This window comes from Oscillatoria nigro-viridis PCC 7112, assembly GCF_000317475.1.
GTDB classification, from domain to species: Bacteria; Cyanobacteriota; Cyanobacteriia; order Cyanobacteriales; family Microcoleaceae; genus Microcoleus; species Microcoleus nigroviridis.
On record NC_019729.1, the window covers coordinates 1,209,690 to 1,236,223 of the forward strand.

At 46.1% G+C, this 26,534-nt stretch carries 27 protein-coding genes, 2 tRNA genes, 3 pseudogenes and 1 other annotated feature; of the genes and pseudogenes, 24 read left to right on the forward strand and 8 right to left on the reverse strand.

The features are described 5' to 3' along the window. Nucleotides 1-244: 244 nt before the first annotated feature. The 8 genes and pseudogenes from OSC7112_RS05285 (at nucleotide 245) to OSC7112_RS05315 (ending at nucleotide 8,648) form a co-directional block, all read left to right on the forward strand. A pseudogene (locus OSC7112_RS05285) lies at nucleotides 245-1,879 on the forward strand (condensation domain-containing protein). Between the two features lie 358 nt (nucleotides 1,880-2,237). After that, a pseudogene (locus OSC7112_RS05290) lies at nucleotides 2,238-2,465 on the forward strand (AMP-binding protein); the annotation flags it as partial. A 180-nt stretch (nucleotides 2,466-2,645) separates the two neighbouring features. Beyond that, nucleotides 2,646-3,839: an ISAzo13 family transposase gene (locus OSC7112_RS05295; RefSeq protein WP_150111500.1), complete on the forward strand. Its 1,194-nt coding sequence runs from the start codon at nucleotides 2,646-2,648 to the stop codon at nucleotides 3,837-3,839. A 177-nt stretch (nucleotides 3,840-4,016) separates the two neighbouring features. Next, a pseudogene (locus OSC7112_RS40745) lies at nucleotides 4,017-5,108 on the forward strand (amino acid adenylation domain-containing protein); the annotation flags it as partial. A gap of 230 nt (nucleotides 5,109-5,338) precedes the next feature. After that, nucleotides 5,339-5,953, forward strand: coding sequence for a class I SAM-dependent methyltransferase (locus OSC7112_RS37890; RefSeq protein ID WP_051041479.1), 615 nt, complete (start codon nucleotides 5,339-5,341; stop codon nucleotides 5,951-5,953). 637 nt (nucleotides 5,954-6,590) lie between these two features. After that, on the forward strand, nucleotides 6,591-7,055 hold the full coding sequence (locus OSC7112_RS40750) for a transposase (RefSeq protein ID WP_223300852.1): 465 nt from the start codon (nucleotides 6,591-6,593) through the stop codon (nucleotides 7,053-7,055). A gap of 506 nt (nucleotides 7,056-7,561) precedes the next feature. Continuing rightward, entirely contained in the window at nucleotides 7,562-8,173 is a 612-nt protein-coding gene (locus OSC7112_RS05310; protein WP_041622382.1) for a thioesterase domain-containing protein, read from the forward strand. 199 nt (nucleotides 8,174-8,372) lie between these two features. Next, a complete protein-coding gene (locus OSC7112_RS05315) occupies nucleotides 8,373-8,648 on the forward strand; it encodes a hypothetical protein (protein WP_015174938.1) in 276 nt (91 codons plus the stop codon). Nucleotides 8,649-8,774: 126 nt separating this feature from the next. Here OSC7112_RS05315 and OSC7112_RS05320 read toward each other — a convergent pair whose 3' ends face one another. Next, a complete protein-coding gene (locus tag OSC7112_RS05320) occupies nucleotides 8,775-10,154 on the reverse strand; it encodes an inorganic phosphate transporter (protein WP_015174939.1) in 1,380 nt (459 codons plus the stop codon). A gap of 40 nt (nucleotides 10,155-10,194) precedes the next feature. On the opposite strand from OSC7112_RS05320, the gene rplS reads away from it, so the two are divergent. The 9 genes from rplS (at nucleotide 10,195) to rplL (ending at nucleotide 14,807) form a co-directional block, all read left to right on the forward strand. Continuing rightward, on the forward strand, nucleotides 10,195-10,578 hold the full coding sequence (gene rplS, locus OSC7112_RS05325) for a 50S ribosomal protein L19 (RefSeq protein ID WP_015174940.1): 384 nt from the start codon (nucleotides 10,195-10,197) through the stop codon (nucleotides 10,576-10,578). Between the two features lie 134 nt (nucleotides 10,579-10,712). Then, nucleotides 10,713-10,785: transfer RNA gene (locus OSC7112_RS05330), tRNA-Trp, on the forward strand. Next, nucleotides 10,756-10,965: a hypothetical protein gene (locus OSC7112_RS35375; protein WP_071883968.1), complete on the forward strand. Its 210-nt coding sequence runs from the start codon at nucleotides 10,756-10,758 to the stop codon at nucleotides 10,963-10,965. The genes OSC7112_RS05330 and OSC7112_RS35375 overlap by 30 nt, the downstream gene beginning before the upstream one ends. Nucleotides 10,966-11,116: 151 nt before the next feature. Continuing rightward, nucleotides 11,117-11,350, forward strand: a complete 234-nt coding sequence (secE, locus tag OSC7112_RS05340) for a preprotein translocase subunit SecE (RefSeq protein WP_015174941.1) — start codon at nucleotides 11,117-11,119, stop codon at nucleotides 11,348-11,350. Further along, complete coding sequence (nusG, locus tag OSC7112_RS05345) at nucleotides 11,347-11,985, forward strand: transcription termination/antitermination protein NusG (RefSeq protein WP_015174942.1); 639 nt, start codon at nucleotides 11,347-11,349, stop codon at nucleotides 11,983-11,985. Before secE ends, nusG begins: the two co-directional genes overlap by 4 nt. Nucleotides 11,986-11,988: 3 nt before the next feature. Then, complete coding sequence (rplK, locus tag OSC7112_RS05350) at nucleotides 11,989-12,414, forward strand: 50S ribosomal protein L11 (protein WP_006635588.1); 426 nt, start codon at nucleotides 11,989-11,991, stop codon at nucleotides 12,412-12,414. Nucleotides 12,415-12,672: 258 nt separating this feature from the next. Next, a complete protein-coding gene (rplA, locus tag OSC7112_RS05355) occupies nucleotides 12,673-13,386 on the forward strand; it encodes a 50S ribosomal protein L1 (RefSeq protein ID WP_015174943.1) in 714 nt (237 codons plus the stop codon). A gap of 109 nt (nucleotides 13,387-13,495) precedes the next feature. Continuing rightward, nucleotides 13,496-13,669, forward strand: a sequence feature (ribosomal protein L10 leader region). Between the two features lie 29 nt (nucleotides 13,670-13,698). After that, nucleotides 13,699-14,283 carry a 50S ribosomal protein L10 gene (gene rplJ / locus OSC7112_RS05360; protein WP_015174944.1) on the forward strand — a complete coding sequence of 195 codons (585 nt, stop codon included), beginning with the start codon at nucleotides 13,699-13,701 and terminating at the stop codon, nucleotides 14,281-14,283. A gap of 137 nt (nucleotides 14,284-14,420) precedes the next feature. After that, nucleotides 14,421-14,807, forward strand: coding sequence for a 50S ribosomal protein L7/L12 (rplL, locus tag OSC7112_RS05365; RefSeq protein ID WP_015174945.1), 387 nt, complete (start codon nucleotides 14,421-14,423; stop codon nucleotides 14,805-14,807). 160 nt (nucleotides 14,808-14,967) lie between these two features. On the opposite strand, the gene crtD is transcribed toward rplL, so the two are convergent. The 4 genes from crtD to OSC7112_RS41640 all read right to left on the reverse strand — a co-directional run bounded on the left by crtD (nucleotide 14,968) and on the right by OSC7112_RS41640 (nucleotide 18,974). Then, nucleotides 14,968-16,584, reverse strand: coding sequence for a C-3',4' desaturase CrtD (gene crtD / locus OSC7112_RS05370; RefSeq protein ID WP_015174946.1), 1,617 nt, complete (start codon nucleotides 16,582-16,584; stop codon nucleotides 14,968-14,970). Between the two features lie 180 nt (nucleotides 16,585-16,764). Then, nucleotides 16,765-18,474: a CopG family transcriptional regulator gene (locus OSC7112_RS05375; RefSeq protein ID WP_015174947.1), complete on the reverse strand. Its 1,710-nt coding sequence runs from the start codon at nucleotides 18,472-18,474 to the stop codon at nucleotides 16,765-16,767. A 60-nt stretch (nucleotides 18,475-18,534) separates the two neighbouring features. Further along, nucleotides 18,535-18,639 carry a hypothetical protein gene (locus OSC7112_RS42310; protein ID WP_397318917.1) on the reverse strand — a complete coding sequence of 35 codons (105 nt, stop codon included), beginning with the start codon at nucleotides 18,637-18,639 and terminating at the stop codon, nucleotides 18,535-18,537. A 53-nt stretch (nucleotides 18,640-18,692) separates the two neighbouring features. Continuing rightward, complete coding sequence (locus OSC7112_RS41640) at nucleotides 18,693-18,974, reverse strand: hypothetical protein (RefSeq protein ID WP_263053584.1); 282 nt, start codon at nucleotides 18,972-18,974, stop codon at nucleotides 18,693-18,695. 449 nt (nucleotides 18,975-19,423) lie between these two features. Here OSC7112_RS41640 and OSC7112_RS40755 point away from each other — a divergent pair, with 449 nt between their 5' ends. Next, nucleotides 19,424-19,825 (forward strand): helix-turn-helix domain-containing protein, encoded by a 402-nt coding sequence (locus tag OSC7112_RS40755; protein ID WP_071883969.1) that lies wholly within the window; start codon nucleotides 19,424-19,426, stop codon nucleotides 19,823-19,825. 19 nt (nucleotides 19,826-19,844) lie between these two features. On the opposite strand, the gene OSC7112_RS05390 is transcribed toward OSC7112_RS40755, so the two are convergent. Both OSC7112_RS05390 and OSC7112_RS05395 read right to left on the reverse strand, forming a co-directional pair. Then, nucleotides 19,845-20,501 carry a HEAT repeat domain-containing protein gene (locus OSC7112_RS05390; RefSeq protein ID WP_015174948.1) on the reverse strand — a complete coding sequence of 219 codons (657 nt, stop codon included), beginning with the start codon at nucleotides 20,499-20,501 and terminating at the stop codon, nucleotides 19,845-19,847. Between the two features lie 162 nt (nucleotides 20,502-20,663). Further along, complete coding sequence (locus OSC7112_RS05395; protein WP_015174949.1) at nucleotides 20,664-21,566, reverse strand: phosphodiester glycosidase family protein; 903 nt, start codon at nucleotides 21,564-21,566, stop codon at nucleotides 20,664-20,666. Between the two features lie 71 nt (nucleotides 21,567-21,637). Between OSC7112_RS05395 and OSC7112_RS05400 the strand changes: the two genes are divergently transcribed. Then, complete coding sequence (locus OSC7112_RS05400) at nucleotides 21,638-22,447, forward strand: pentapeptide repeat-containing protein (protein WP_015174950.1); 810 nt, start codon at nucleotides 21,638-21,640, stop codon at nucleotides 22,445-22,447. Between the two features lie 58 nt (nucleotides 22,448-22,505). Then, a complete protein-coding gene (locus OSC7112_RS39380) occupies nucleotides 22,506-22,658 on the forward strand; it encodes a hypothetical protein (RefSeq protein ID WP_190274332.1) in 153 nt (50 codons plus the stop codon). Nucleotides 22,659-22,861: 203 nt separating this feature from the next. Here the strand turns inward: OSC7112_RS39380 and OSC7112_RS05405 are convergent. Next, nucleotides 22,862-22,946 (reverse strand) — tRNA-Ser (locus OSC7112_RS05405). Between the two features lie 214 nt (nucleotides 22,947-23,160). On the opposite strand from OSC7112_RS05405, the gene OSC7112_RS05410 reads away from it, so the two are divergent. The 4 genes from OSC7112_RS05410 to OSC7112_RS05425 all read left to right on the forward strand — a co-directional run bounded on the left by OSC7112_RS05410 (nucleotide 23,161) and on the right by OSC7112_RS05425 (nucleotide 26,044). Beyond that, nucleotides 23,161-23,529: a 2Fe-2S iron-sulfur cluster-binding protein gene (locus OSC7112_RS05410; protein ID WP_015174951.1), complete on the forward strand. Its 369-nt coding sequence runs from the start codon at nucleotides 23,161-23,163 to the stop codon at nucleotides 23,527-23,529. A 34-nt stretch (nucleotides 23,530-23,563) separates the two neighbouring features. After that, on the forward strand, nucleotides 23,564-24,079 hold the full coding sequence (locus tag OSC7112_RS05415; protein ID WP_015174952.1) for a thermonuclease family protein: 516 nt from the start codon (nucleotides 23,564-23,566) through the stop codon (nucleotides 24,077-24,079). A gap of 131 nt (nucleotides 24,080-24,210) precedes the next feature. Then, nucleotides 24,211-25,026, forward strand: coding sequence for an inositol monophosphatase family protein (locus tag OSC7112_RS05420; RefSeq protein WP_015174953.1), 816 nt, complete (start codon nucleotides 24,211-24,213; stop codon nucleotides 25,024-25,026). A 97-nt stretch (nucleotides 25,027-25,123) separates the two neighbouring features. Further along, nucleotides 25,124-26,044, forward strand: a complete 921-nt coding sequence (locus OSC7112_RS05425) for a J domain-containing protein (RefSeq protein ID WP_015174954.1) — start codon at nucleotides 25,124-25,126, stop codon at nucleotides 26,042-26,044. Nucleotides 26,045-26,534 lie beyond the last annotated feature (490 nt).

The following is a 26,534-nucleotide window of genomic DNA, read 5'->3' on the forward strand; positions in this document are numbered from 1 at the left end:
GCCCGTTCCGCGACTAAATTTGATTGGGGGGTGGCACTCCTAGCCCCTCAATGGATAACTCGATCCTGCAGCCAGAAATCCGGTTTCTTTTGCCCGCCTTTCTCCCGCACTCCCGCACCCAGATTTATTATATTAAAGGTTCCGATCTTTTGCTCGCGAAAGTTTTAAGAGGCGATCGCGCCGTCAAAAAGCCACCCCGCGCCATCAAAAAATTAACACATCCCATCCCCCAAGAGCAACAGATATGGCATCCGAAATTTTTGACAAGTCCTTTACAAACGATATAGAAAAACTGAATATTTCCTCAGAAGCCGAAGTGTTTGTCTTTCCGGCATCATTTGCCCAGCAGCGCTTGTGGTTTCTCGACCAATTCGCACCGGAAAACCCTTTCTATAATGTAGTAACAGCACTGCGATTAACTGGTTCCCTCAACTTAACAGCGTTAGAGCAAACCTTCAACGAAATAGTACAGCGCCACGAAACTTTGCGAACCACTTTTGCAGCGGTATCAGGCCAACCAGTGCAGATAATCTCTCCCGCTTTCTAGACTAATTGAAAAGTATTAGACTTGCAAAATCTTCCGCCAGAACAACGGGAAACAGAAGCAAATAAACTCGCCGCCGAATCTCTTCGTCTTTTCAATTTATCCACCGGGCCGCTGATGCGAGTCACCGTTCTGCGGCTGACAGAAACCGAGCATATTCTCTTGCTAAATATGCACCACATAGCCTCCGATGATTGGTCTATCGGCGTGCTAATTCGAGAACTGGAGGCTATCTATACAGCTTTGATAAATCAACAGCCATCTCCCCTGCCAGAATTATCACTTCAATATGCCGACTTTGCCGAGTGGCAGCGCGAATGGCTGCAAGGTGAAGTATTAGAAACTCAGCTTGCTTATTGGCGGCAGCAATTGCACGGCATTTCTGTGTTAAATTTGCCCACAGATCGCCCTGCACCAGCTAGGCAAAATTATCGGGGAAAAACTCAATATTTAGAACTGCCAAAAAACTTGAAAGACGCATTTGTAGCGCTCTCGCAGCGAGAAGGAGCGACTTTATTTATGACAGCGATCGCAGCATTTCAAACTTTGCTTTACCGCTACTCGCAACAAGAAGATATTGTAGTAGGTTCGCCGATCGCCAATCGCAACCGCAGTGAAATTGAAGCATTAATCGTTTTTTTTGTCAACAGTTTGGTGTTGCGTACAGATTTGTCGGGAAATCCAACTTTTCGGGAACTTTTAAACCGAGTCAAAGAGGTAGCATTAGGAGCTTACGCTCACCAAGATTTGCCGTTTGAGAAGTTAGTAGAAGAACTGCACCCCGATCTCGCGTTGAACCAAAATCCCTTATTTCAGGTGGCGTTTGCGCTGCAAAACGCGCCGGGGAATCACTTAGAATTGCCAGAATTAACACTCAGCCCGCAGCAGTTAGATGTGGGTACAGCGCGGTTTGATTTGGAGTTTCATTTGTGGGAGCGATCGCCCAACAGTTCGGGAAGCAACCAATCGCCCAGCAATAAGCTGTGGGTTGATAGCTCTCTGGGCATCAGCGGCATGGTTATTTACAGCGCAGATTTATTTGATGAAGCTACGATTACCCGCCCGATCGGGCATTTTCAAACCTTGTTAGAAAGCATTGTGACAAATCCCGATCGGCGCATAGCAAACTTGCAATATTTGAGCGCCCAAGAGCGCTATCATTTGTTAGTTGAATGCAACAAGACTCAGGCAGATTATCCGCAAGATTTGTGCATCCATCAGCTATTTGAAATGCAGGCAGATCGGACACCGGAGGCGGTGGCGCTGGTATTTGGAGAGGAGCGAGTCACCTATAGCGCGTCGCGTGAGAACCCCGGTCTTTCCCGCAGGGTATGAAACGCACTTGTAGCCTTTAGGCTACGAGTCTGTGTTATAATAATTGAGCAATGCCGAACAAGTAGGCGTATCAACTACGTGATGAACTATTCCTAGTACGGTGAGATTCCCGGCAGTAAGACACCCTCAGCGTTCATCGTCTGAGAAAGACTAAGGCACAGCCAAGCAACGCAGGATAGTGAGCGTACCGAACTGGCAAGCGTGTTGAAAAGTGCGAACGAAAGCATACAAAAAGTAAGCGTAATTGCAACACCGAAAGGTAGTTGTTTTGAACGTCTAGAGGTGTCTTGACAGCACCTTTAAGAGTGTTAAAGTTTCTCAAGAATCTCCGTACCTTCAGGTCGGAGAGTGTCAAGGAGAGCTAAATCTCCGCAGCAACCAACTAGCACGTTATTTGCAAAAAATGGGGGTGGGGGCGGAAGTTTTAGTCGGGCTTTGCTGCGGGCGATCGCTCGATCCGATCGTGGGGATGTTGGGTATCCTGAAAGCGGGAGGAGCTTACTTAATTTTAGATCCGAGCTATCCTGTTGAGCGATCGAGCTTTATGGTAGAAGATGCTCGAGTGTCAGTATTGCTTACCCGCCAGGGAATAAATTCCCCCTCTTAGGAATGAAAAATAAATAACTTGATGAATCCTCAGCTATAATTTAAAACAGGGATAGCTTGCTTATTTAAGCAAAATTGAGATCGAGTTGCAAGTTTTTGGGTATTCGTAAACTATTTCACCTTGAAACCAATGTTTTATTCTAGTTCAATTGAGTCAGAAATGAAGAAGTTTTATAAGTCTTTATCAGAGAAAGATAAAAGAAGGTATGCAGCAGTAGAGTCTCAAAAATTGGGGCGGGGTGGAATTAGCTATATAGTACGACTTTTGGGATGTAGTAGAAATACCATCGTCCAGGGATTGGAAGATTTAAAAAAAATGGATGAACACACAGTAAATAATTTAAGAATTAGAAAAAAAGGAGGTGGTAGAAAAAGTATTTTATCTACCCAAAGTGGAATTGATGCCGCATTTTTAGAGGTTTTAAAATTCCAGACAGCCGGAGACCCAATGAACGAGTTAATCAAATGGACTAATTTAACACATAAAGAAATAGCTTTGGGTCTTAAAAAAGCCGGATTTATTGTCAGTCTTCCCATAGTAAGTCAACTTTTAAAAAAACATGGATATGTAAAGCGAAAAGCCCAAAAAAAGCAAACAATAGGAATTAATAAAAATCGTAATGCTCAATTTGAAAATATTGCTATACTCGACACACAGTATAGAGAAGCAGGTAATCCTATTATTAGTTTTGACACCAAAAAGAAAGAAGTTTTAGGTAATTTATATCGTCCAGGTACTCTTTATACAACCGAACCTCTTATTACTTTGGATCATGATTTTTGGAGTTTAGGTTGCGGGAAAGTGATTCCACATGGAATTTACGATTGCCAAAAAAATAGAGGGTATGTAACATTAGGGAACAGTAAAGATACCAGTGAATTTGCTTGTGAGTCTATTAAAAACTGGTGGAATAATTATGGAAAAGCTGCTTATCCTAATGCCAATTCGATTTTAGCTAAGTGTGATGGCGGCGGCAGCAATAATGCTAATCATTATATTTTTAAACAAGATTTACAAAAATTAGTCGATGAAATTGGAATTGAGATCAGAATTGCTCATTATCCTCCCTATACATCTAAGTATAATCCCATTGAACATCGACTCTTTCCTCATATTACCAGAGCTTGTCAAGGAGTGATTTTTACAAGCCTAAATTTAGTCAAAAATCTCATGGAAAAAACTCACACTAATCAGGGTCTATGTGTAGTTGTAAATGTGGTCGATAAAATCTATGAAATTGGTCGAAAGGTGAGTGATGATTTCAAGAAAAATCTGAAAATTGTTTTTGATGAATATTTACCAAAATGGAACTATCGAGCCGTACCTCAAATCACTAAGCAATCAAGTTATTAATTTTTCATTCCTTATAGCGCAAGTCGTCTAAAGACGACTCAAGGAGGACAAGTTTCCAGTCGGCTTCAGCCGACTTCAGCTATGAGCCAGGGAATACATTCCCTGGTGGATGATGGCGAAGTGCAAAATTTAGAAACACAGTCAGATGATAAAATTCACCATCCAAGGGTTGTTTTTCTAGACACAGACTGGGAGATGATTTCCCAAGAAATCGCCGACAATCCCACCAGCGCAGTCACAGCCGAAAATCTGGTTTACGCGATTTACACCTCCGGTTCCACGGGAAAGCCGAAAGGAGTGGAAATTGAGCACGGGAGCTTGTTAAATCTCGTTTTTTGGCATCAAAGAGAGTTTGGGGTGTCAGCGGGCGATCGAGCAACGCAAATTGCAGCGATCGGCTTTGATGCTTGCGGGTGGGAAATTTGGCCTGATCTCGCCGCCGGATCTAGCATCTACTTTCCAGAAGATGACATCAGGCGAGATCCTGAAAAACTGCAAAACTGGTTAGTATCAAAAGCAATTACAATTAGCTTTTTGCCAACACCTTTAGCCGAGAAAGTTTTGCTATTAGATTGGCCTCAAACAACAGCGTTGCGAATCTTGCTCGCAGGCGGCGAAAAACTGCAAAAACATCCTTTAAAATCCCATCCATTTAAGCTCGTAAATAATTACGGCCCAACCGAAAACACCGTCGTCACAACTTCCGGTTGTATTCCTGTAACAGAGCAAACAGACATCGCCCCGACAATTGGCCGCCCCATTGCTAACACTCAAATCTACATATTAGACAAATATTTGCAGCCGGTGGCGATCGGCGTTGTGGGCGAATTGTACATCGGCGGAAACGGACTCGCTCGCGGCTACCTCAACCGCCCCGATTTAACCGCACAAAGCTTTATTCCCAATCCTTTTAAACCAAATTCAGGCACCATTCTCAATGACTTGTTTAGGAACAGGCAAGATGCCTGTTCCACAATAAAATACATCTCTCGCTTCACAGGCATCTTGCCTGTTCTCGATAATGGTGCAACATCTGAGTTTAAACCAAATTCAGGAGAGCGAATTTACAAAACCGGCGACTTAGTTCGCTACAGAGGCGATCGCAACCTTGAATTTTTAGGACGCATTGACGAACAAGTAAAAATTCGCGGTTTCCGCATCGAATTAGGAGAAATCGAGACAGTATTAACTCAACATCCCGCCGTGCAGCAAACTGTAGCAACAGCTTCGGAAGATGGACATGGAGATAAACGTTTAGTAGCTTATATTGCCCTGAATCCTGAATATAGCAGTGCCAGCGAAAAAAACCCAATAATGCAATTGCAGGACGAACAGGTTTTGCAGTGGCAAATGCTCTACAATGAAACTTACGATCGACCTGCTGTTGAGTCAGATCCAACCTTTAATATAGTCGGCTGGAATAGCAGTTATACTAATCAGCCAATCCAGCAGAACAGATGCGCGACTGGGCGAACAATTAAGCCGCCAAAATTTTAGCTGTGCAGCCTAGCCGAGTGTTAGAAAATGGCTGCGGCACAGGTTTGTTGCTGTTTCAAATTGCCTCTCGCTGCACTCAATATTGCGGAACAGAATTTTCACCTATTTCGCTCAACTATATTCGGCAGCACTTGGCAAATCAACAGTTAGCTAATGTAAAGCTGCTTCAGAAAATGGCGACAGACTTTGAAGGAGTAGAGACAGCAGCTTTTGACGCAGTAATTCTCAACTCTGTCGTGCAATATTTCCCGACTATCGACTATCTCGTGCAGGTGCTAGAAGGTGCGGTGAAAGCAACTGCTACCGGCGGCTTTATATTCATAGGAAATCTCCGCAGCTTGCCGTTGCTGGCAGCTTTTCACGCTTCGGTACAACTGTATCAAGCCGAACCTTCTCTCGCGGGCGAACAGTTGCAGCAGCGAGTACAAATGCAAATTTTTCAAGAAACCGAGTTAGTTATTGAACCAGATTTTTTTAGCGCATTAAAGCACCGCTTTCCGCAGATTGACGGCGTAGAGATTCAATTAATTCGCGGTAGCGATTGCAATGAGTTAACTGATTTTCGTATCCGCTCAATAAATCGGGGTAACAGTAAAAAAAGAAGGTTAACAATCTAGGCACAGCATGGTAGAATATGACATATTATTAATCATAACATCAAGAATGTCATAGTCTTTTTTAGCCACTAAAGTCACAACTGTAGTTTAGACTAAATAAAGATGAGAACGGTGGCAAAAGAAGAACTTGAGCCACCGCGCCGGGAGAGAATGAGGGTGCAAAATAAAACCTATCCCCTCCCTCAATGAACAGTGAACGATTAAAGGACTTTCGTCAAGCAGCATACGAGTTATTGGTGCAAGCCAAGGATGCCACATTCGAGCTGATGGATGCAGTGATGACCACTCCTAATGCGTCATGTTTGGCAGAATTTTCACTCAGCCCACTATTCAATCGACAATGGTCAAGCGTCTACGAAGCCTTACAAGACTGCAGACCAGACCGAAAAAAACTAATGGAGTTGTACCCTTGAGCAATTAGAACAGCAAGTACCCGCAACAGAACATATCTTAGTGGCTCTAGACCACACTGCATGGGGAAGACCAGATGCCAAAACATTAAAAGACAGAACCCATGAATATCAGAGGGGCTCCATTGTTGGACAGGGATAAAGTACAATTGCGTGGATACCAGAAGCACTCTTGAAGTTGGGCATTACCCCTGCTTCACGAACGAATTAATAGTGAGTCTTCACCGATACTTCAAGCAGCTTCGCAACTCAAACTTGTCTGCCAACAGAGCGTCAACCCTGTTTTAGCAGTTTTAGATCGAGAATATGGGAATGCCAGTTGGGTCTTAGCGCAAGCAGATATTCAAGCTGATTGCTTAATGAGAGTCCGAAAAAATGCCTGCTTGTGGTCGGAACCACCAGTCTATAGTGGTCGCGGTAGACCGCGTAAGCACGGGTCTAAAATGAGACTCAATGACCCAACCACATGGCTCAAAGCCGATAGTGCCATCGAAATTGACGAACATCCACAGTTGGGACAAGTTCGAGTCAGTCAATGGCTTGACTTACACTTTTATCGTGCGCCGGGACATCCAGTTAATTTAATCCTCGTCGAAAGACTGAATCCCATGTCAAACGGTCAGCCGTTTCCACCCTTGTGGTTGGCTTGGGTGGGAGAACGAACTCTCCCTAAGCGAAACTGTTTGGTTTAAGTATTTACGACGTTTTGGAGTGGATCGTTGGTATAGATTTGCTAAGCAAAGATTACATTGGACATTGCCTAACTTGAGAACTCCCGAACAATCACCAGCGCTGGAGCGATTTAATGCCATTGATGAGTTGGCAACTCTGGCTAGCTAGGGATTTAGTCGTCGAGAATATCTTACCTTGGCAATCTGAAGCGTATCAATTTAACTCCTGGACGTGTTGCCCAATCAATGTTGTCAGTTTTAGTTGACCTTGGTACTCCCGCGAAAATGCCTAAACATAGGGGAAAATCACGCCTGTTGGGAAAAAGGAAAGGTACGTACTAAGGCACCATACTATCCCACTGTTAAAAAACGGGTTTCTCGACGCAAAAAGTCTTCAAGATTAGCTGTTTAATCTTCTACCTCTTGAGTTTTTGAGCAACATTTGGCCTTCTGTTAAAAGGCGACTACTTTTAGCTGCACTCATTTTTTAGTCTAAACTACAGTTTGGAGGTTTGGTTGCTTTTGAGATGGCTCAACAGTTGCTTGCAGCGGGGGATGAAGTGGCTTTGCTTGCTGTGCTGGATACTTTAGCGCCGATTGCTGCTAACAAACCTTCTTTTTGGGACGGTTGCAAGTTTATTCTGACTACTGTTTCGCGCTCTATCTGGCCTTTTGTAGTAGATTATTTTCGATTGGTGGCTGCTGCGGAAAATGTTCAAAGTGGCGGTATTTATGCCAAATTTCCGACATTAAATAAGATGCTTAATTTAGCAGCTAATTTTTGGCATCGCTGGAATTGGAAACAGGCCGTTATGGTTAGCATCCTATCTCAGGAGTCAAAAAAAAACAACTGGCGCGAGCTGGCAATTCCATCTATGTTTACTGTATTTCAGGCTAACAGTCAAGCAACTCTCGGCTATGTACCGAAAATTTATCCGCAGCGAATTACTCTGTTTAGATCGAGGGAACAGCTAAGCATGAATCATCAAGATCCCACTTTTGGATGGAGCGAATTAACGACCCAAAGAGTAGAGGTGATTGGAGTTCCTGGGAATCATCTTACTATGTTGAGAAAGCCTAGCGTTGAGGTGCTGGCTCAAAAGCTGAAGCATTGCTTTGAGGAGGAATTAATTGATTGAGCGGCCCGCGTGCTTGTGTGTCGAAACCGGGTTTGATGTGGGAAATTACTATTAGACATCTCCAATAATTATTGTGGAACAGGCATCTTGCCTGTTCAAAGCTTGCTTTTCTGGAGATGTCTATTAGTGATGAAGAAGTGACTACTCTGATGTCCGGTAAAATCACCGTTATCGCGCTTGTAGTTAGGAGGTCAAAAAATTGCGATCGCCCGAAGAACACTTTTTGCAACTAGAAATCATCATGCAGCGCCACGCCGCAGCACTCGAAGCTGAAGTCAGAGATTTGCAAGCCGCTGACGAAACCGCCCAGTGGCCTCTTGACTGGAAGCGTTACTATAATTGGCGTTTCGCTAAAATTTTCGCTTCAGTGAAGATTTTTCGCAACTGGGGTGCAGATGCTGCGGCTTGGAAGTTTTTGCCTTCGCGAGTTTATCCCAACCGAGGCAATCAGAAAGATGAGTCGGGTGACAGTTGACAGTAGGGGCGGGTTTTACCAACAATCTCGGGCTAAGACCAATCATCTCGTAAACCCGCCCCCACCCAACAGTAAATCCCCATCTACCTCCAATTCTTCAATTCTTCAATTCTTCAATTCTTCAATCTAAAATTGCCCAAGGGATTGCGCGATGCTGAAGATGATAGCACCCAAACCTGCTGCGATCGGAATTGTCACCACCCAAGCCGAACCAATTGACAGCAAAGTTTCCCAGCGTACTGTTTTCCAAGCTTTGATCAGCCCGACTCCGACGACTGCACCGACTAAAGCGTGGGATGTGGAAACTGGCAAACCGCAGCGGGATGCTAGCAAGACTGTGGTTGCTGTGGCTAATTCCGCGCAAAATCCGCCGCTTGGTTGGAGTTCGATGATTTTTTCGCCGACTGTGGCTATTACATTTTTGCCCCAGATGGCTAAACCGATGACTATTCCTGCGCCTCCGACGACTAAAATCCACAGGGGGACGCTGAAATCCTCTGAGGGAAAGGAACCTGTGCGCCGGATGTAGGCGATCGCAGCTAGGGGAGCAACTGCATTTCCTACGTCGTTGGAACCGTGGGAAAATGCTACAAAACAGGCGCTCAAGACTTGAAATCTCGCCATTTGTTGCTCGATGAGAGAGTGGCCCAGTTTCGGAGTGGGGGAGGATTTTGTACTTATTCCTTCTGCTTTCTCCCCTCTGTCTTTTTCGTTCTCAACTGATTCTAATTTTTTCCAGCTATTGAGTGTCAGACCGATCGCCCCAATACTCCCGATGCCAATGACAATATCGTGAATGGGAAGATTCCAGCCAAATCGATCGTGCGCGGCGGCGATCGCCCCTGTCTGCACCAAAGCAACATCCACAACAGACGGCAGTACAATTATGCCAAATACGCTCAGCATTGCTGCACTCAGCCAAGGTATCCACTCGCGCAGTTGAAATAGAGGATCTGGTCGATCGAGAATCCAATACTTCACGCCACTGTAAAATAGCGCGGCTAAAGCACCGCTGGCAACAGGTGTCGCCAGCCAAGTTAGGGAGATGGTGCCGATGGTTCGCCAATCTACTGCATTAATTCCGGCTGCAACACAGCTAAAACCCGCGATCGCCCCCACCACTGCATGGGATGAAGAAACCGGCAAACCTCGACTGGTCGCGATTTGCAGCCAGATCCCGCAAGCTATCAGCACTGACACCATCCCGATTAAAAATACTTGCGGTTGGGCCGCGAACACTTGTGCATTCACAACTCCTGTTGCGAGAGTTTCGGAAACTCCTTGCCCGAACAGCACTGCGCCGGAAAACTCCAGTATGCCTGCAACAATTATTGCCTGCTGCAGCGTTAGCGCCTTCGAGCCTACGGATGTCCCCATCGAGTTAGCGACATCGTTGGCCCCCAAGTTGGCGGCGACGTACAAGGCCAGTGCAGCCATTGCCCCCAGTTGCAGAAATACGACCCCAGAGCTATCTAACATAGAAATTTTTTGACATAAAACGGGCATTTCGATATATGATAAGGGATTGTGAGTTTTGGTAAATCCGATGAAAGGCGCAGAAATAATCCGTTCTATCGAAACGGAAGAAATAAATAGAGTCAAGCAAGAACTCAATAAACAAGTTCCCGAAATTTACGTGGGCGACACAGTGCGAGTCGGCGTGAAAATTAAAGAGGGTAACAAAGAACGGGTTCAGCCCTACGAAGGGACTGTGATTGCCATGCGTAACGGCGGGATTAATGAAACAATCACCGTCCGCCGCGTGTTTCAGGGCGTCGGAGTGGAACGGGTGTTTTTGATTCACTCGCCCCGCATCGCCACGATCCAAGTGATGCGCCGCGGGAAAGTTCGCAGAGCAAAACTTTACTACCTGCGCGATCGGGTGGGCAAAGCTACTCGCGTCAAACAGCGGTTCGATCGCTCCCTGTAGGAATGCACCCTGCTTTCCCTTGGTTCATGGTTCATGGGAAATGAAAAAAATTCAAAAAAAAGTTTCCCATTTACGAGCGCACTGTGTTAAAATAGAAATCTAGAGGTTAAGCGAATTTCAGCAACCTCACCTGTGCGCTCTTAGTTCAGTTGGTAGAACGCAGGTCTCCAAAACCTGATGTCGGGGGTTCAAGTCCTCCAGGGCGCGCTGAATCACCAAACTTTAAATTCTGCCCGAAAGCGCCCGGATTATTGGCTGGCAACAGTCAAAACCGCAAACTTTCGGGTAGAATTAATTTTTGTGGGCGGTTCGCAAAAAATGCCATCAACAAATGCTCGGTGTGGCTTCTCGATCGTCGGTTCCGGCGATCGGCATTTACGCCGTTGATTGGTTGGGCTTGTAAAAAAGTCGTGGCTTTAGATTTGAGATTTGGGACTTGGACGTAAGTGGTTAGTGTCACAAAATCAGAGAGCCGCGGGCCACTCACACCATATACAATCTAAAATCTAAAATCTCAAATCGCAAGGGGGATTGAATCGTGGCGAAAAAAGACGAAGCTCAAGAAACTCAAGAAATAACGGCGCCTGGGTTTAATCCTACGGGTTTTTTTAAGGAAACTAAAGAAGAACTCGACAAAGTGGTTTGGCCCAGCAGGCAGCAGCTAATCAGCGAGTCTTTGGCAGTGCTTTTAATGGTCATCCTCTCAGCAAGCCTGATCTATTTGGTGGATAACTTCTTTAACTGGGGCGCGGGAAAGGTGTTTGGGCCATGACTTTTGCATCAGAAGAATCTGAGTATTCCACAGAAGCGACTGGACAGGCAGCATCGCCAGATGTGCCGGAGATTGATGCTCGCTGGTATGCTGTTCAAGTTGCCTCTGGCTGCGAGAAGCGGGTGAAGGCAAACTTGGATCAGCGGATTCAAACTTTGGATGTTGCCGATCGCATCGTTCAAGTAGAAATTCCGCAAACTCCGGCGATCAAAGTCGGCAAAGACGGTTCCAGGCGGCAGTCAGATGAAAAAATCTTTCCCGGCTACGTACTCATCCGTATGTTTATGGACGAGGATACTTGGCAGGTGATCAAGAATACCCCGAATGTAATTAATTTTGTCGGGGCAGAGCAGAAACGCCGCTACGGGCGCGGCAGGGGTCACGTCAAACCGCTACCTCTGAGTCATTCAGAAGTAGAACGGATCTTCAGAAACGCTCAGGAATCAGAACCGGTTGTCAAAGTATCGATGTCTGCTGGAGACCACGTTGTGGTACTTTCCGGGCCGTTTAAGGATTTTGAAGGTGATGTGATAGAAGTTAGCCCGGAACGAAACAAGCTCAAAGTTTTACTCTCGATTTTTGGGCGCGATACGCCTGTAGAATTGGAGTTCAATCAGGTTCAGAAACAGAACTAACTAATGGCAAAGAAAGTTGTTGCAGTAATTAAGTTGGCGATTACGGCGGGAAAAGCCAACCCAGCTCCTCCGATCGGCCCGGCTTTGGGTCAGCACGGCGTCAATATTATGATGTTTTGCAAGGAGTACAATGCTAGAACCGCAGACCAAGCGGGTCTGGTGGTTCCGGTAGAAATTTCGGTTTTTGAAGACCGCAGTTTTACGTTTATTCTCAAAACCCCGCCGGCGTCGGTTTTGATTCAAAAAGCTGCTGGCATTGCTAAAGGTTCGGGAGAACCTAACCGCAAGCAAGTAGGGACAATTACACAGGCTCAGTTACGAGAAATCGCTGAAACCAAAATGCCTGACCTCAATGCTAATGATGTTGAGGCTGCTATGAAAATTGTGGCGGGAACGGCTAAAAATATGGGCGTGGCGATCGCGGATTGAAGGAAGAAGGAAGAAGGAAGAAGGAAGAAGGAAGAGTTTTCCTAGTCCAAGTTCCAAATTGCTAATCCAAAATTCCTGATTGTGAAGGTAAAATCTTCAATCCAAAATCCAAAATCCAAAATCCAAAATCGATGGATTCAGGGGGAGAAGCCAAGCTTCGCTAGGAATCGCAAATGTTTGAGATTAGAAATGAGCTAAACAGTTCAATCTAAAATCTAAAATCCAAAATCTAAAATCGACTGACCCCAGGAGATAACAATGGCAAAGAAAGTATCGCGAAGACTGCAAGAACTTCAAAAGAAAGTTGAAGACAGACCTTATCTACCGCTGGAAGCTCTGCAACTTTTGAAGGAAACAGCAACCGCTAAGTTTGGCGAAGCTGCTGAAGCTCACATCCGTTTGGGAATTGACCCGAAATACACTGACCAACAGTTGCGGACAACTGTATCGCTACCAAAAGGAACTGGTCAAGTAGTCAGAATTGCGGTGATTGCTAAGGGCGAAAAAGTTAAAGAAGCTTTGAATGCCGGCGCGGATATTGCTGGTTCTGAAGAGTTGATCGATGAAATTCAGAAGGGCATGATGGACTTCGATTGCCTGATTGCTACCCCAGACGTGATGCCGTTGGTGGCAAAATTGGGCCGGTTGTTGGGGCCGCGGGGTTTGATGCCTTCTCCGAAAGGTGGCACGGTGACGACTGACATTGCTCAGGCAATCAACGAGTTTAAAGGTGGTAAACTAGAATTCCGTGCCGATCGAACTGGCATCGTTCATGTTATGTTTGGCAAGGCAGCTTTCTCAGCGGAAGATTTGCTGGTCAACCTTCATGCTTTGCAAGAAACTGTTGACCGCAACCGTCCTTCAGGTGCTAAAGGTCGCTACTGGCGCAGTTTGTACGTATCCGCAACAATGGGCCCGTCGATCGAAGTCGATATCAATGCCCTGCGCGATACGAAAATTGACGCTGCTTAGTACAGCATTAAGCAGAAGGCAGAAGGTAAAAGACAGCTTCGGCTGTCTGTGTAAATCTCTCACAAGATTTGCGTCACAGCCTTGCTATGTCTGCCTTCTGGTGATAGCCTAATCAAAAATCAATAAGCTGAAGACCGCAGGTGCCGATCGCTTAATTTCCTGCCGAGGCTGAAGAAATAAAAACTCAAGACTCAAAGATTAGAAAATTTCTATTTTTTAATTCTGACTTGTTAATTTTTAATTCTCTGCCCCGGCTCGAAGGTCGGGGTTTTTGACGGGCAATTTTCTATCCTGAAAGGAGGTGAAATAAGTATGGGCAAAACTTTAGCAGTAAAAAATGAGATTATTGCAGACCTCAAGCAAACCTTGAGCGAATCTCAACTGGTAATCGCGATCGACTACAAGGGCTTAACTGTTGCTGAAATCACAGATTTGCGTCGGCGTTTGCGTCCGAAAGGCAGCAGTTGCCAAGTGGCAAAAAACACGCTGATGCGAATTGCTGTTGAAGGCAACGACACCTGGCAGCCGATACAGGAATTGCTGACTGGTACGTCGGCTTTTCTGTTCGTGCAAGAAGATATTGGCGGCGCGATTAAAGCTTACCAAGAATTCCAAAAAGTCTCTAAGAAGACTGAACTACGCGGTGGCGTAATGGAAGGACGGGTACTGAAAGAAGCTGATGTTAAAGCATTAGCAGATCTGCCGTCGAAAGAACAACTCATGGCTCAAATTGCTGGCGCTATCAACGGTGTCGCAACCAAGCTGGCTGTGGGTATTAATCAAGTTCCTACTTCGATCGCTCGCGGTCTTAAAGCTTATGCTGAAAAAGACGGCGATTCAGCAGAAGTAGCAGCAGAAGCAGAAGCACAACCTGAAGCAGAAAGCGTATCTGCTTAGTCATTAGTCCTCAGTCATTAGTTATCAGTCATTAGTGTTAATCCACAGGCTGAAGACTGGAGACGAGAAACTAATGATCGAGGAGCAAATCTCAAATCCCAAATCCCAAATCTACAATTGAACTAGGAGTTTAACGAATGTCTACTGCAACTGATGAAATCTTGGAAAAACTTAAGTCTCTGACTTTGCTCGAAGCTTCTGAATTGGTCAAGCAAATTGAAGAAGCTTTCGGCGTCAGCGCTGCTGCTCCTGTCGGCCAGGTAATGATGGGCGGCCCTGCTGCTACCGCTGCTGAACCCGTAGAAGAGCAAACCGAGTTTACTGTAATGCTCGAAGAAGTTCCTGCTGACAAGAAAATCGCAATTCTCAAGGAAGTCCGCGCAATTACCGGTCTGGGTCTGAAGGAAGCGAAAGACATGGTAGAAGCCGCACCGAAGGCGGTTAAGGAAGCTATTGCTAAGGAAGCTGCTGAAGAATTGAAGAAACAGCTTGAAGCTGTGGGCGCAAAGATTTCTATCAAGTAGTCAGAGAATGTAGTTGATATCAATTCCGGCGACACCGGAATGATGGTTGACTGTTAACTGTTAACTGTTGACTGTTCCCTAAAATTAATCGCGCGATAGTTACATCTCTCGCGCGATTAATTATTTGTGGCGTATGGAAACGGCACGGTGCGGTGTCCTCTTAGATTTTAGAGGCGGCTTCCATTTGCCGCACTACTGTTAAAGCAGAATAGGAAACGCCGGCAGTTCCTTCTCCGGGATGGGTGGAGTCGCCCACTAACCACAAGTTTTTAATTGGTGTGCGGTTGGCAAATCCGAAGGGGCCGAAGGTTGGTATTCGCTGCCCGATACCGCCGACAACGCCTCTATCTCTCGCCGTGTAGCGGGCAAAGGTGCGGGGTGTCGCTGATTCTTGGTGTACGATCGACTCTGGCGTCAAATTGAAATATTCGCTCAAACGGGCGATCGCCCCGACCGTATATTTTTGCTTCAATCCTTCATAATCAACCGAATTCCACCACATTCGAGTATCAGTAAATGACGAAGCGATAATTGTCGCCATTCCCTCCGGTGCTCGGCCATCACCCGGATGGCTGACTGAAACAAATAATGAATTATTCTCCCCAATCTCGCCTTCGTAATCGTAGAGAAACTGAAGGTGCGGCGGACAATTGGCCGGAATTGCGCTTTCATGCACTCCCAAATATATAACAAATGCACCGGAGGCGGGCGGCAATTTATCTACTCGATATTTGTAGCCTGCCATTTGATTTGGGAGTTGGTTTGTTGTCTCTGAAGTCTCTGATTTAACCGATAAATTATCTGTTAAATTCCCGACAATCGGCTCGATTGACAACAATTTTACTAAATTTTGCGCGGTCACGTTGGCAACAATGCGATCGGCAGTTTCTGTCCAAACTTCGCCTGTTTTTTGATTGCGAATCACTGTAGCGGTGGCTTTGCCGTTGGCGGTGACAATGCTTTCAACTGTGTGCCGCAACAGGACTTTGCCGCCGTAGAGTTCGATCGCCCCTACGAGTCGATCGCTCAATACCTGCATACTTCCTTGTAGATGATACAATCCCTGCGGCTCTTGCGAAACTCCTAAAGCCGTCGCCGCGTAAAGTAGCGCCGTTTCTTCGGTATCAACTTGAGAATACAATTTTAACTGCAAATCCAGAAAAGTTTTCAAGCGCAAATTGTCGCCCAACCCGCAAAGCCGCAAAGCATCTCCCACTGTCATAAAAGTGAAAGGCAAAGTAATTAGAGTATCGGGGCGAACTGCTTGAATTAATTGCCAGAAATCCCATAAGTTTCTGGGCGGTAAAACTGGATCGCGCCCTTGAAATTTCCAGCTAGCTTTGAACAATGCAGACAATAACTGCCAAAAAGGTTCGCTTCCAGGAAACTGCCGCTGCCTTTCTTCCTGCCACTTTTGCGGATCTCGCCACACGCTAATCGGTGCGGTTTCTCCCGGCAAAAACACCGCACAAGCGGGATCGCAGGGTGTGGCTGCGGGGAGTTCTATGTCTAATTCTGAAAAAATTCGGTGGTGAATGCCTCCTGGTTCCAATCCTGCAACCTGCGTGGCGCCGACATCGAAGGTAAAGCTTTTGCGCTTGAAGGTGGAAGCGCATCCGCCGGGGACGATCGCCTGGTCTAAGACTAGCACTTTGTATCCTCTGCGGGCTAGCAGGGCGGCTGCTGTCAGCCCGCCGATACCGCCTCCAATTACCGTGACGCGGCCCTTAGTGTCTGTGGGGCTGGATTTGCCAAAATGGGTGCGATCGCCTCTCATAAATTTATTTATTGTAATATTTCTTAATATTATGCTCATATTTTGCAATAAAAAGCTCTTGTAGCGACAGGTTGAAATCTATCGCTACAAGAGGAAGGAGGCGGAGTTTAGAGGAGGTTTTACGGGTCAAGTGCTCCGGGCGCACCCGGAGCGTTAGACTGTGTTGTGCTGATGAGAAAATCAGGGACGGCGCCACTTGTTGAGATAAGCTTCGCCAATCCCAGCCACAGCCTGCATTTGAGCTAGCTGTTCCCGTAAAGCTTTGATGGTTCTTAGCTGTTCTTGAGACTGTTGCTGCAAAGCGTCGTAATTTCGCTGTATCGCCGCACTCTGGCTCAATTGATTTTCTAGAGATTGCAACTTGGTCAGTTTAACTTGGAAGTCGCCGATCGCACTTGACTTTTCTGCTAACTCGTGCTGCAACGATTCGTAACTCGACTTCGACACGGTTTCCTGGAATTGGCTTTCGAGATTTTGCTTTTCGGTGGCCAATTGCTGCTGCAAAGATTCCAGAGCACTGGATTTTTCGGCGAATTGCTGCTGCAAAGATTCCAGAACACTGGATTTTTCGGCTAGCTGCTGCTGAAACTCGTCGTGTTCCCGCTGTTCTCTTTCGGCCAATTGCTGCTGCAAAGATTCCAGAGCACTGGATTTTTCGGCTAGCTGCTGCTGAAACTCGTGTTCCCGCTGTTCTCTTTCGGAGACTTGCTGCTGCAAAGATTCCAGAGCACTGGATTTTTCGGCTAGCTGCTGCTGAAACTCGTGTTCCCGCTGTTCTCTTTCGGCCAATTGCTGCTGCAAAGATTCCAGAGCACTGGATTTTTCGGCTAGCTGCTGCTGAAACTCGTGTTCCCGCTGTTCTCTTTCGGAGACTTGCTGCTGCAAAGAAGCGATCGAACTTTCGCGTTCACTCAACTGCTGCTGTAAACTTTCGTAACTTGACTTCGCTACTGTTTCCTGCAATTGACTGTCGAGATTTTGCTTTTCGGTAGCTAATTGCTGCTGCAAAGAAGCGATCGAACTTTCGCGTTCACTCAACTGCTGCTGTAAACTTTCGTAACTTGACTTCGCTACTGTTTCCTGCAATTGGCTTTCGAGATTTTGCTTTTCGCTAGCTAATTGCTGCTGCAAAGAAGCGATCGAACTTTCGCGTTCACTCAACTGCTGCTGTAAACTTTCGTAACTTGACTTCGCTACTGTTTCCTGCAATTGGCTTTCGAGATTTTGCTTTTCGCTAGCTAATTGCTGCTGCAAAGAAGCGATCGAACTTTCGCGTTCACTCAACTGCTGCTGTAAAGCTTCGTAACTTGACGTCGCTACTGTTTCCTGCAATTGGCTTTCGAGATTTTGCTTTTCGCTAGCTAATTGCTGCTGCAAAGAAGCGATCGAACTTTCGCGTTCACTCAACTGCTGCTGTAAAGCTTCGTAACTTGACTTCGCTACTGTTTCCTGCAATTGGCTTTCGAGATTTTGCTTTTCGCTAGCTAATTGCTGCTGCAAAGAAGCGATCGAACTTTCGCGTTCAGCCAACTGCTGCTGTAAAGTTTCGTAACTTTCTTGCAGCGAATTTGGCTTTACACTCACCGAGTCCGATAGAGTTTCTGCCGTTACAGCGTCATTAAATTCGCTTTCTTCGGCTGTTTCCCCTTGCAAGTGGGCTGCCTCTACCTTCGTTTCTTCACCTTTTTTCCAAGTGACAGTAACTTCCGTCTTGTCCTTAGAAATATCCAGAGCGCCTTGTGCCAAGCGTTCTAGGAGCTCCGACCTTGATATTCCGAGCTTTCGAGAGATCGCGTTTAATCGATCTGCACTAGAAGAAGTCAGCGAAAGTCCGATTTTGACTTTGCTGTCTGAATTGGAACTAACTACATTGCGATTTTTTTTGACCATTGGCATTTTCCTCATGCCAACCTACACTTATTAGTATAGTGGCTGAAGCTTGTATTAAAATTAATTCTTGTTACTTACCAATTGTGCCAGCTTGCGTTCCCAATTGAACAAAAATCCGTGAATGTATTTTTCGATCCATTCCTCGCCGTAGAACCGCTTAAACATTCCCCGGGCAGGTTTTTTTCCGCACGATACGGCAGAGAGCGCAGTTGAGCTTGTTAGATACTATCTAACTTTGCGCCCGATCTCACCGGTTCGGCGCGATCGACCAAATCCAAATAAGCCGCCAGATAGTCTTTGAACGCTGCAAAAACGCGAGTTTCCACAACTTCCGTTTCCTTGGGGCGAGTCCACAGGAACGGCGACGAGAAAAACTGCTTCGCTTCCTCTGGAAAGTCCCCACCCCAGGGAAGGTGCAGTTGATGAGCTTGAAAAATTTGTTCGATCGATCCAGTATAGTTGGCTTGGTGGTCAGCCTCGCCGCCAAACAGAGGCTGCATATCCAGAGCAATTAAATGGCCACCCGGCAGCGTTACAAAATCCGCCCCACAAAACGGTTGATAGAGATTACCTGAAATCTATTGCTCCTACTTTATATAATTTTGGACTGCGGCGTGCCGAACAGAAAAACAAGTACAGAGGTGAAATTTTTCCAGCCAACTACCCAGCTAATGATGCGGGGACAGCCTAGATAGACTTCTTTCAATTTGATACAAGAACCAATACACGTCAAGGAATTACTCCTGTAAATTTACCAAGGTGGAAACCATGACGATCAAAAATGAGCAACAATATCAGCACAGCTTAGATTGGTTACTGCGATTTTAGCAGTCTGTAGCCGAATAGGATAGTAATGAGAGCTTGAAACACGAACCTGTGCGATGGCAGCTTCATAGAGACTTATATCAGAGTCAAGTGGACGAGCTAAAGTCAGAAGTTGCTGAAGAATATGAGCGACTTGTTCAGTGCAACAATATTTAGCAAAATCCGAGCATTTGATACTTTAAATAAGTTGCCAGATTTTTTAATTAAATATCGCATAGCAGCAAAAATTAGCAAACAAGAACTAGCTCCGATACTAGGAATTAATCCTGAGCGACTTAAGAAATATGAAGACACAGATTATCAATGCGCTAGTTTTGTGGAAATCCTCCAAGTCAGCATAGCATTGGGCGTAGAATTTGAAACGGCTGCGATCCGGGTAGATTTTCAGGAAATAAAAGCCGTTCAAAAAACTTTAGAAAAATGGCGAAAAGAAAAAGTTAATTTGGCAACGGACTCTCCGGCCCGTTCCACAATAATATTGAGTTTTGTGGAACGGGCCGGAGAGCCCCTTGATAAGGCTGTATAACTATTTATATTGACGGTTTTTAAAGCGAAGCTTCCAAAGTCGCACCTGCAACCCGATGATCTCGATCTTTTGCCAAATAGCTCACAGCAGCGCGAGCTTGAGGATTGTCAAATTTGCTCAGCGCGCGAGCAACTCGCAGCCGAGTTCCCCAGTAATCCGCGCTTACAAAAGGTAACAATTGCTGCAATGCCTCTTCTTGCTTCTGGGTATTTGCCAGCAGACCAAATCCGTCAATTGCTGCTTCCTGAACAGAAAAATCTTCGCCGCCAAGAGCGATCGCACAAATTTCAAATACTGCATCAGGACACTGCATTTCGTACAGCGCAGCCATGATACTGCGGCGGACGAGCCAATTGTCATCGCGGCGGAAAGCTTCCACCAAGTGAGGAATCGCCTCGCTTTGGAACATTGACAAAGAGTTAGCGGCTTCGGCGCGCACGTTCGGATCGCGATCGAACTGCATCATTTTTAACAGTGCCGCAAAAGCTTCCGCACTTTTAGTCTCCCGCAATCCCATCGCCACACACGATCGCACGATAAACTCCCGATCGTCCACTTTGCTCAGCAACATCGGCAGCGCCACCGCAGAATCGCACTTTCTCAGAGCCGTTACCCCCCGCAGCCTCTGTTGAGAATCCGAACTTTCCAGCGCTGCTTGGATTTCGCTAATTTTCATAAGCCAATTATATATTTTTGTTACGTTTCTTTACAATTTTAGCAATTATTCCCGGATTTGGGGCAGATTCCAATGATTATTTACAATCAGCGACTTGGGTACCGGGGACAATACAATCACTTTTCACCTCAATTATCGGAGATTAAAGCGCAATTTACACTCCTAATTATCCCGCGCATAAAATCCCAAATGATTGGAAATTGGACGTTCCTGCATGGGGATTTTATTCTGAATCGGAGCATTCAACAGTTTCGCTCCTGACGGCGATGCTACTGCAAAACTTACCGACCCGCCGCCATCTAAATTTAGCACTGTCTCGGCTCCCAACTGCAGCGAAATCTCAGTTATTTCGCTCAATTTCAGCCCTTCACTGTAAAGCCTCTGCTTGCCGTCTGCCAGAATTAACCACAACTTGTCGCCTGTTTTGTCGATCGCCGCGGCTGCACGGGGATAGGGTTTATCCTGTTTGCGTTCTTCCTGACTTTGTACTACGGGTTTGCCATTTTTAACCAGCAAAGTATCTCCGGCAACTGCATAGACTGTCCCCGCAGGACAAGTGCCGTTTTCGATTATTTGAACGCGGTTTTTGGCATCAAAACAAAGGGCGGGAAAGCTTGGATCTGGTTGAGAATAAGCTTGGCTTTTGGCAATGGCGTGTCCGATATTATTTACTCGATCGCCACTGCGGGGATAGTAATGCCAAGGTGCTTTCTCGATGCAGGGATAAAAAAAATTGCCGTTGACTGCTAATTGCAATTTAAATTCTTTCAGGAATTCAGTAGCGGTGCGGGCATTGGTTTCTGTTAAATCGGGTGTTGGGTTTCCGGGAGTGACAAAAATTCCTATTCCCGGCGCTTTTAGGTCGATGCTAACAATGTGAATTAGGGCGGGACGGGGATTAGGCCAAAATTCCCTGCGGTAGGCTATTCCTTGAAAGAGCGATCGGGCTTCGTTTGTTTGTTGGGGACGCAAAAAGTAGGGAATGTTGTAGAGTAGTATTGGTGCGAGCAATATTCCGAGACCGAGAATCTGCCAAATTTGTTTGATGGTGGGTCGATAAGTCATACCATTTTAGATTTTAGATAGGGGACGGTAACACTGACAGATTTATATATTTTCAAGCATTCTCTACTAATATGAACAATTATGATTCTAATAATTTTAGCAATCAAATTTTACGAAATCGATCGTTCCAAGGACAAGTTCTTAACGGTGCTGATTTCAGCGGTGCGGATGTTCGAGGCTGCAATTTTAGAAATGCTCAGTTAGCGGGTGCGAATTTTATCGGTGCGAAAATCGGGCTTTCTAGGCGACAGATAGCTGTTTTGAGTGCTGGGGCGATCGCGGTTTGTTTGGTTGTGGGCGATGTTCTGACTCGACTGATTTTGGGAGCCCAAGGACAACTACCGGACTCTCGCAGTTGGCCTTTTGTTCTGTTGCTGTACGGGGTTTTGAGCGCTGCTGGTTTCGCTTCGGCGATCGCCAGCAAACAGCCAAAAACCTCAAAAGCGGGTATAGTGGCACGAACAATTTCTGCTATTCTATCAGGAGCTTTGTTGGGATTTTTCTATGCTGGCACTGCAACTGATAATAATTCCCAGGCTGCTCTTGCTGGAATGGCGATCGGCGGGGTGTTAATGTTTTTTGTGAGTTCGCGGATTCGCAGCCAATTTGCACAGGTTGCGATCGCATCGGCTGGAAGTGTGGCGACTTACGCAGCGGCTTTTTTGTTCAGTGCAACGGCGAGCGCTTTTCTGAGTACTCACAAACTGTTTTGGGGTATGGGTTTAGGTTTGCTGTCGCTGCTGTATCTTTGGTTTGCGTTTGTGTCTTTCTCGGCTATTGTTCTAGAGATTGGAAATGCTGAGGGTACTTCGTTCAGAGGGGCAAATCTCGCTGATACTAAGTTCGATATAAATTACCTCTATCTAAAATCTAAAATTTAAAATCTCACATTCCCTGAGTGATATTCAAACAGCAATCGATCCAGCAGAAAGCGACGCTTTGCTGCAAACGGTGAGGGAGCAAATCGCCCTCGCAACTTTCAATCCCAACGACAGCGAACTGCTCAAAAATATGGTCGAATGTATGCGAGATTCGCAGGGAATGGTGAGGCTGAGTTTAGCTGATACACCATATCGCTGGCGATTGGTGTAGGTCACTATGGTTTTCTACTATTGGCATTATATCTGGGCGTTTATTCTCGGCGCGATCGCCCGTAATTTACACTCCAAAATATAAAAGCGAGATCCCTTGATTTTTCTAAAAGAATTCAAGGGATCTCGCTCTAATCAAAGTGTTTATCTCATATCAGAGATTTTGGTTGCAAGCTGTTTTTTTTGCCTAAACAGCTTGTTTAACGGAGAGGGAGGGATTCGAACCCTCGTTAAGTTGCCCTAAACACACTTTCCAGGCGTGCGCCTTCAACCGCTCGGCCACCTCTCCAGGGCTAAATTCATTCATTTAGCCACAGCTAAACTATCTTAGCAGAACAAATCTGATTTGGGAAGGGGTAACGGCATAAATTTGCTGTTTAATATGGGTAGGGTGTGAAACGGGCAGGCTTGGGTTCTCCCCTCTGGGTCGCAAACCCATTCATTTCAAGGATCTTGCCCCGCCAACCCCAATCTAAAATCTAAAATCTAAAATCTAAAATTCCATGACTAACTCTTACACAATTAAAATTCATAACAGACAGACAGGCGATCGCCACACCGTGCGAGTACCCGAAGACCGCTACATCCTGCAAAGCGCCGAAAACCAAGGAGTAGAATTGCCCTTTTCCTGCCGCAACGGCGCTTGTACTGCTTGTGCGGTGCGCGTCAAGTCGGGGGAACTGTACCAGCCAGAAGCAATGGGGCTTTCTGTGGAACTGCAAAAAGAAGGTTATGCCCTGCTGTGCGTCAGCTATCCCCGTTCCAACATCGAGGTAGAGACACAAGACGAAGACGAAGTGTACGAACTGCAATTCGGCCGCTACTTCGGCAAAGGTAAAGTTAAAGCCGGTTTGCCGTTGGATGAAGAGTGAGGCAATTTGATAAATTATCAACTACCAATTATCCATGCTTTATCGGTTATTTGCGATCGCCCTTTGTCTGTTGCTAGCTAGCTGCCAAAAACCAGAAATTCCCCAAGGTACGATCGCCAAAGTAGAAAGGGCCATCAGCGGCCAAACAATCGAAGTTATCAGTACCGCCGACAAAATAGCCTTATTAGAACAAATCAGGCTGATTGGTATTGATGCGCCGGATTTAAAACAGCAGCCTTGGGGAGAAGCAGCCAAACAAAGACTAGAAAAGCTAATTGGGGGAAAACAGGTATTGTTAGAATCAGACATCGAACAGAAAGACCAGTTCGATCGCAAACTAGCCTACTTGTGGCAAGATAAAAATTTGCTCAACGAACAGCTAGTCAAAGAAGGTTATGCCCTTGCCTCAGTGCGATCGCCCAACACCAAATACCAGCAGCGACTCATCAACGCTCAAGAATGGGCGAGACTTATGGGTAAAGGTCTGTGGAATCCAGAACGAGCTTTGCGCCAAACTCCCGCAGAATTTCGCCAGCAAAATCGGAAATAGTCAGTTGACAGTTGACAGTTGGCAGTTGGCAGTTGACAGTTGACAGTTGACAGTTGACAGTTGGCAGTTGGCAGTTGACAGTTGTCATTGGAAGCAATTCCCAATTCCCAATTCCCAATTCCCAATTCCCAATGACAGACAATCAACTGCAAAACTTCTTAGAAATAGCCACCGAAGCAGCCCTAGCCGCCGGTTCCGTCCTGAAATCTTTCTGCGGAAAATTAGAAAAAATTCAAGAAAAAGGACGATCGGGCGATTTAGTCACAGAAGCCGACAAAGCCTCAGAAGCCGTCATCTTAGAAATTCTGGGCCGCCACGTACCCGACCACGGCATCCTCGCCGAAGAATCCGGCAAATTAGGAGATGCCAGCAGCAAATACCTGTGGGCGATCGACCCTTTGGACGGCACAACAAATTATGCTCACCAATATCCTTTTTGGGCCGTGTCGATCGGACTTTTAATCGACGGCATACCACAAATTGGAGTAATTTACGACCCTTTTCATAATGAATTGTTTCGGGCAGGCAAAGGATTGGGAGCAACCTGCAACCGTTCGCCGATCGAAGTTTCCCAAATCTCAGAATTGAGAACCAGCTTGCTAGTCACTGGCTTTGCATACGATCGGCGCGAAACAGCAGACAATAATTATGCCGAATTCTGTCACCTCACCCACCTCACCCAAGGCGTGCGGCGCAGCGGTTCCGCATCCCTAGACCTCGCACACCTGGCGATGGGGCGATCGGACGGATACTGGGAACGGGGACTCTCCCCTTGGGACGTAGCAGCCGGTGTACTCATCGTCTCCGAAGCCGGAGGTCAAATTACAGCTTATGACGGCAGTGCCTTTGAGATGAACTCGGGTCGGATTTTGGCCACAAACGGCAAAATACACGCCGAACTCAGCGGCGCACTGCTAGCAGTTCCTCCCTTATCTTCTTGGAAGTAGCGCCTCCGCAGCCAAGGATCGGGGGTAGTACGGGGGTCACAACCCCTTGACTCAAGCTACATTATAGTGAAAAGCCAGGAAAGGAAGAGTAAAATTTATGTCTTTTGAAATGACAAAAGGGCTGTTCAAGTATGACTTTACAGATCAGCACGCAATTTTGGGAATTCCCTTAGACGCCGAGTTTAACGACATCCGCAAACGCTACATGAAAATCGCCCGCCGGTTGCATTCGGATACTTGCTCTTTTGAAAGCCAAGCCGATAAGGATTGGGCTAACCAATTTTTGTCAAAAGTAGTCAATCCGGCCTACAACAAATTTTCCAAGGAAAACGATCGCAAAGAATACAGCCTGCTATTAGCAGCCATCGCCAAGCGCGTCGTTAAAGAACAAGCTAAAATGCAAATTGAAAGCGCAGCAGCCAAACAGTTAGCTACCGCTAAAGATTGGGAAGAAGCTTACAAAACAGCAGTTAGCAAACTCGCTCTCAAGCAGTACGAATCAGTTAAGGAAACGCAAGAGGCGATCGATCAAATTAGCGAACTCAACATGGTTTACCTGCTGCGAAAAGAGCGCATGAGTGCTGGTGTTGGGGTTGCACCCGCTTCACCCATAAAAGATGCAACCCCAATAAAAGATGCAACCCCACCCCCACCCCCAACCCCAACCCCAACCCCAACTCCGCCTCCTGCCAAAGACTCCCAGACCGAAGCCTATTGCCGCCGAGCTCAAGGATTCATGGACAGCAAAAGTTACGCCAAAGCAATTTTAGAGTTGAAAGAAGCGGTGAAACGCGAGCCGAAACACAGCCACGCCCACGCTTTGTTAGCAATGTGTTACCTTGAACAAAATCAAGCCACAATGGCAAAAATTGAGATGAACAAAGCTTTGGCATCAAATCCTGAAGAACCGACGGCTTTAGAGGTTAAGAAAAAGCTGGAACAAGCTTCCGCAAAAGCCAAAAAAAGTGACGAAAAACCAGGATTTTTTGCAAGTTTGTTTGGCGGGAAGAAGAAATGAGAAGTTGTGAATTGTGAGTCGGGAATAGTTAGAAAGTGTTGAATTGCTGAGCAGTGGAGTGAGTTCGCTCAAAAGAATCAAGAGTTGGTGAGATCGCATCGGATCGCGGTCGGAATTATACCGTCAGTGCGATCGTCCCGCGACGCGGATGCTCCAGAAAGAACGGGACGCTAGCACTGACGGGGAAAATGATTGTTCCGATGCAAACGAAAACGATATGACGCCTTAATTTGTTAAAGTCGAAGGTTAAGCTTGCCTTCTTCGACTTTAACAGCGTTCCCTAAAGCTAAGCTTCTAAGCCCAATCTCAAATCTCAAATCTCAAATCTCAAATTGATATGACGCCTTAATTTGTTAAAGTCGAAGGTTAAGCTTGCCTTCTTCGACTTTAACAGCGTCCCCTAAAGCTAAGCTTCTAAGCCCAATCTCAAATCTCAAATCTCAAATTGATATGACACCTTAATTTGTTAAAGTCAAATGTTAAGCTTGCC

Excerpts from the sequence above, each read along its gene's own strand:
- OSC7112_RS05295 (WP_150111500.1), top strand. The coding sequence starts at position 2,646 with ATGAAGAAGTTTTATAAGTCTTTATCAGAGAAAGATAAAAGAAGGTAT.
- OSC7112_RS05310 (WP_041622382.1), top strand. The coding sequence starts at position 7,562 with ATGGCTCAACAGTTGCTTGCAGCGGGGGATGAAGTGGCTTTGCTTGCT.
- OSC7112_RS05320 (WP_015174939.1), bottom strand. The coding sequence starts at position 10,154 with ATGCCCGTTTTATGTCAAAAAATTTCTATGTTAGATAGCTCTGGGGTC.
- rplS (WP_015174940.1), top strand. The coding sequence starts at position 10,195 with ATGAAAGGCGCAGAAATAATCCGTTCTATCGAAACGGAAGAAATAAAT.
- OSC7112_RS35375 (WP_071883968.1), top strand. The coding sequence starts at position 10,756 with ATGTCGGGGGTTCAAGTCCTCCAGGGCGCGCTGAATCACCAAACTTTA.
- nusG (WP_015174942.1), top strand. The coding sequence starts at position 11,347 with ATGACTTTTGCATCAGAAGAATCTGAGTATTCCACAGAAGCGACTGGA.
- rplK (WP_006635588.1), top strand. The coding sequence starts at position 11,989 with ATGGCAAAGAAAGTTGTTGCAGTAATTAAGTTGGCGATTACGGCGGGA.
- rplA (WP_015174943.1), top strand. The coding sequence starts at position 12,673 with ATGGCAAAGAAAGTATCGCGAAGACTGCAAGAACTTCAAAAGAAAGTT.
- rplJ (WP_015174944.1), top strand. The coding sequence starts at position 13,699 with ATGGGCAAAACTTTAGCAGTAAAAAATGAGATTATTGCAGACCTCAAG.
- rplL (WP_015174945.1), top strand. The coding sequence starts at position 14,421 with ATGTCTACTGCAACTGATGAAATCTTGGAAAAACTTAAGTCTCTGACT.
- crtD (WP_015174946.1), bottom strand. The coding sequence starts at position 16,584 with ATGAGAGGCGATCGCACCCATTTTGGCAAATCCAGCCCCACAGACACT.
- OSC7112_RS05375 (WP_015174947.1), bottom strand. The coding sequence starts at position 18,474 with ATGGTCAAAAAAAATCGCAATGTAGTTAGTTCCAATTCAGACAGCAAA.
- OSC7112_RS42310 (WP_397318917.1), bottom strand. The coding sequence starts at position 18,639 with ATGTTTAAGCGGTTCTACGGCGAGGAATGGATCGAAAAATACATTCAC.
- OSC7112_RS41640 (WP_263053584.1), bottom strand. The coding sequence starts at position 18,974 with ATGCAGCCTCTGTTTGGCGGCGAGGCTGACCACCAAGCCAACTATACT.
- OSC7112_RS40755 (WP_071883969.1), top strand. The coding sequence starts at position 19,424 with ATGAGCGACTTGTTCAGTGCAACAATATTTAGCAAAATCCGAGCATTT.
- OSC7112_RS05390 (WP_015174948.1), bottom strand. The coding sequence starts at position 20,501 with ATGAAAATTAGCGAAATCCAAGCAGCGCTGGAAAGTTCGGATTCTCAA.
- OSC7112_RS05395 (WP_015174949.1), bottom strand. The coding sequence starts at position 21,566 with ATGACTTATCGACCCACCATCAAACAAATTTGGCAGATTCTCGGTCTC.
- OSC7112_RS05400 (WP_015174950.1), top strand. The coding sequence starts at position 21,638 with ATGAACAATTATGATTCTAATAATTTTAGCAATCAAATTTTACGAAAT.
- OSC7112_RS05410 (WP_015174951.1), top strand. The coding sequence starts at position 23,161 with ATGACTAACTCTTACACAATTAAAATTCATAACAGACAGACAGGCGAT.
- OSC7112_RS05415 (WP_015174952.1), top strand. The coding sequence starts at position 23,564 with ATGCTTTATCGGTTATTTGCGATCGCCCTTTGTCTGTTGCTAGCTAGC.
- OSC7112_RS05420 (WP_015174953.1), top strand. The coding sequence starts at position 24,211 with ATGACAGACAATCAACTGCAAAACTTCTTAGAAATAGCCACCGAAGCA.
- OSC7112_RS05425 (WP_015174954.1), top strand. The coding sequence starts at position 25,124 with ATGTCTTTTGAAATGACAAAAGGGCTGTTCAAGTATGACTTTACAGAT.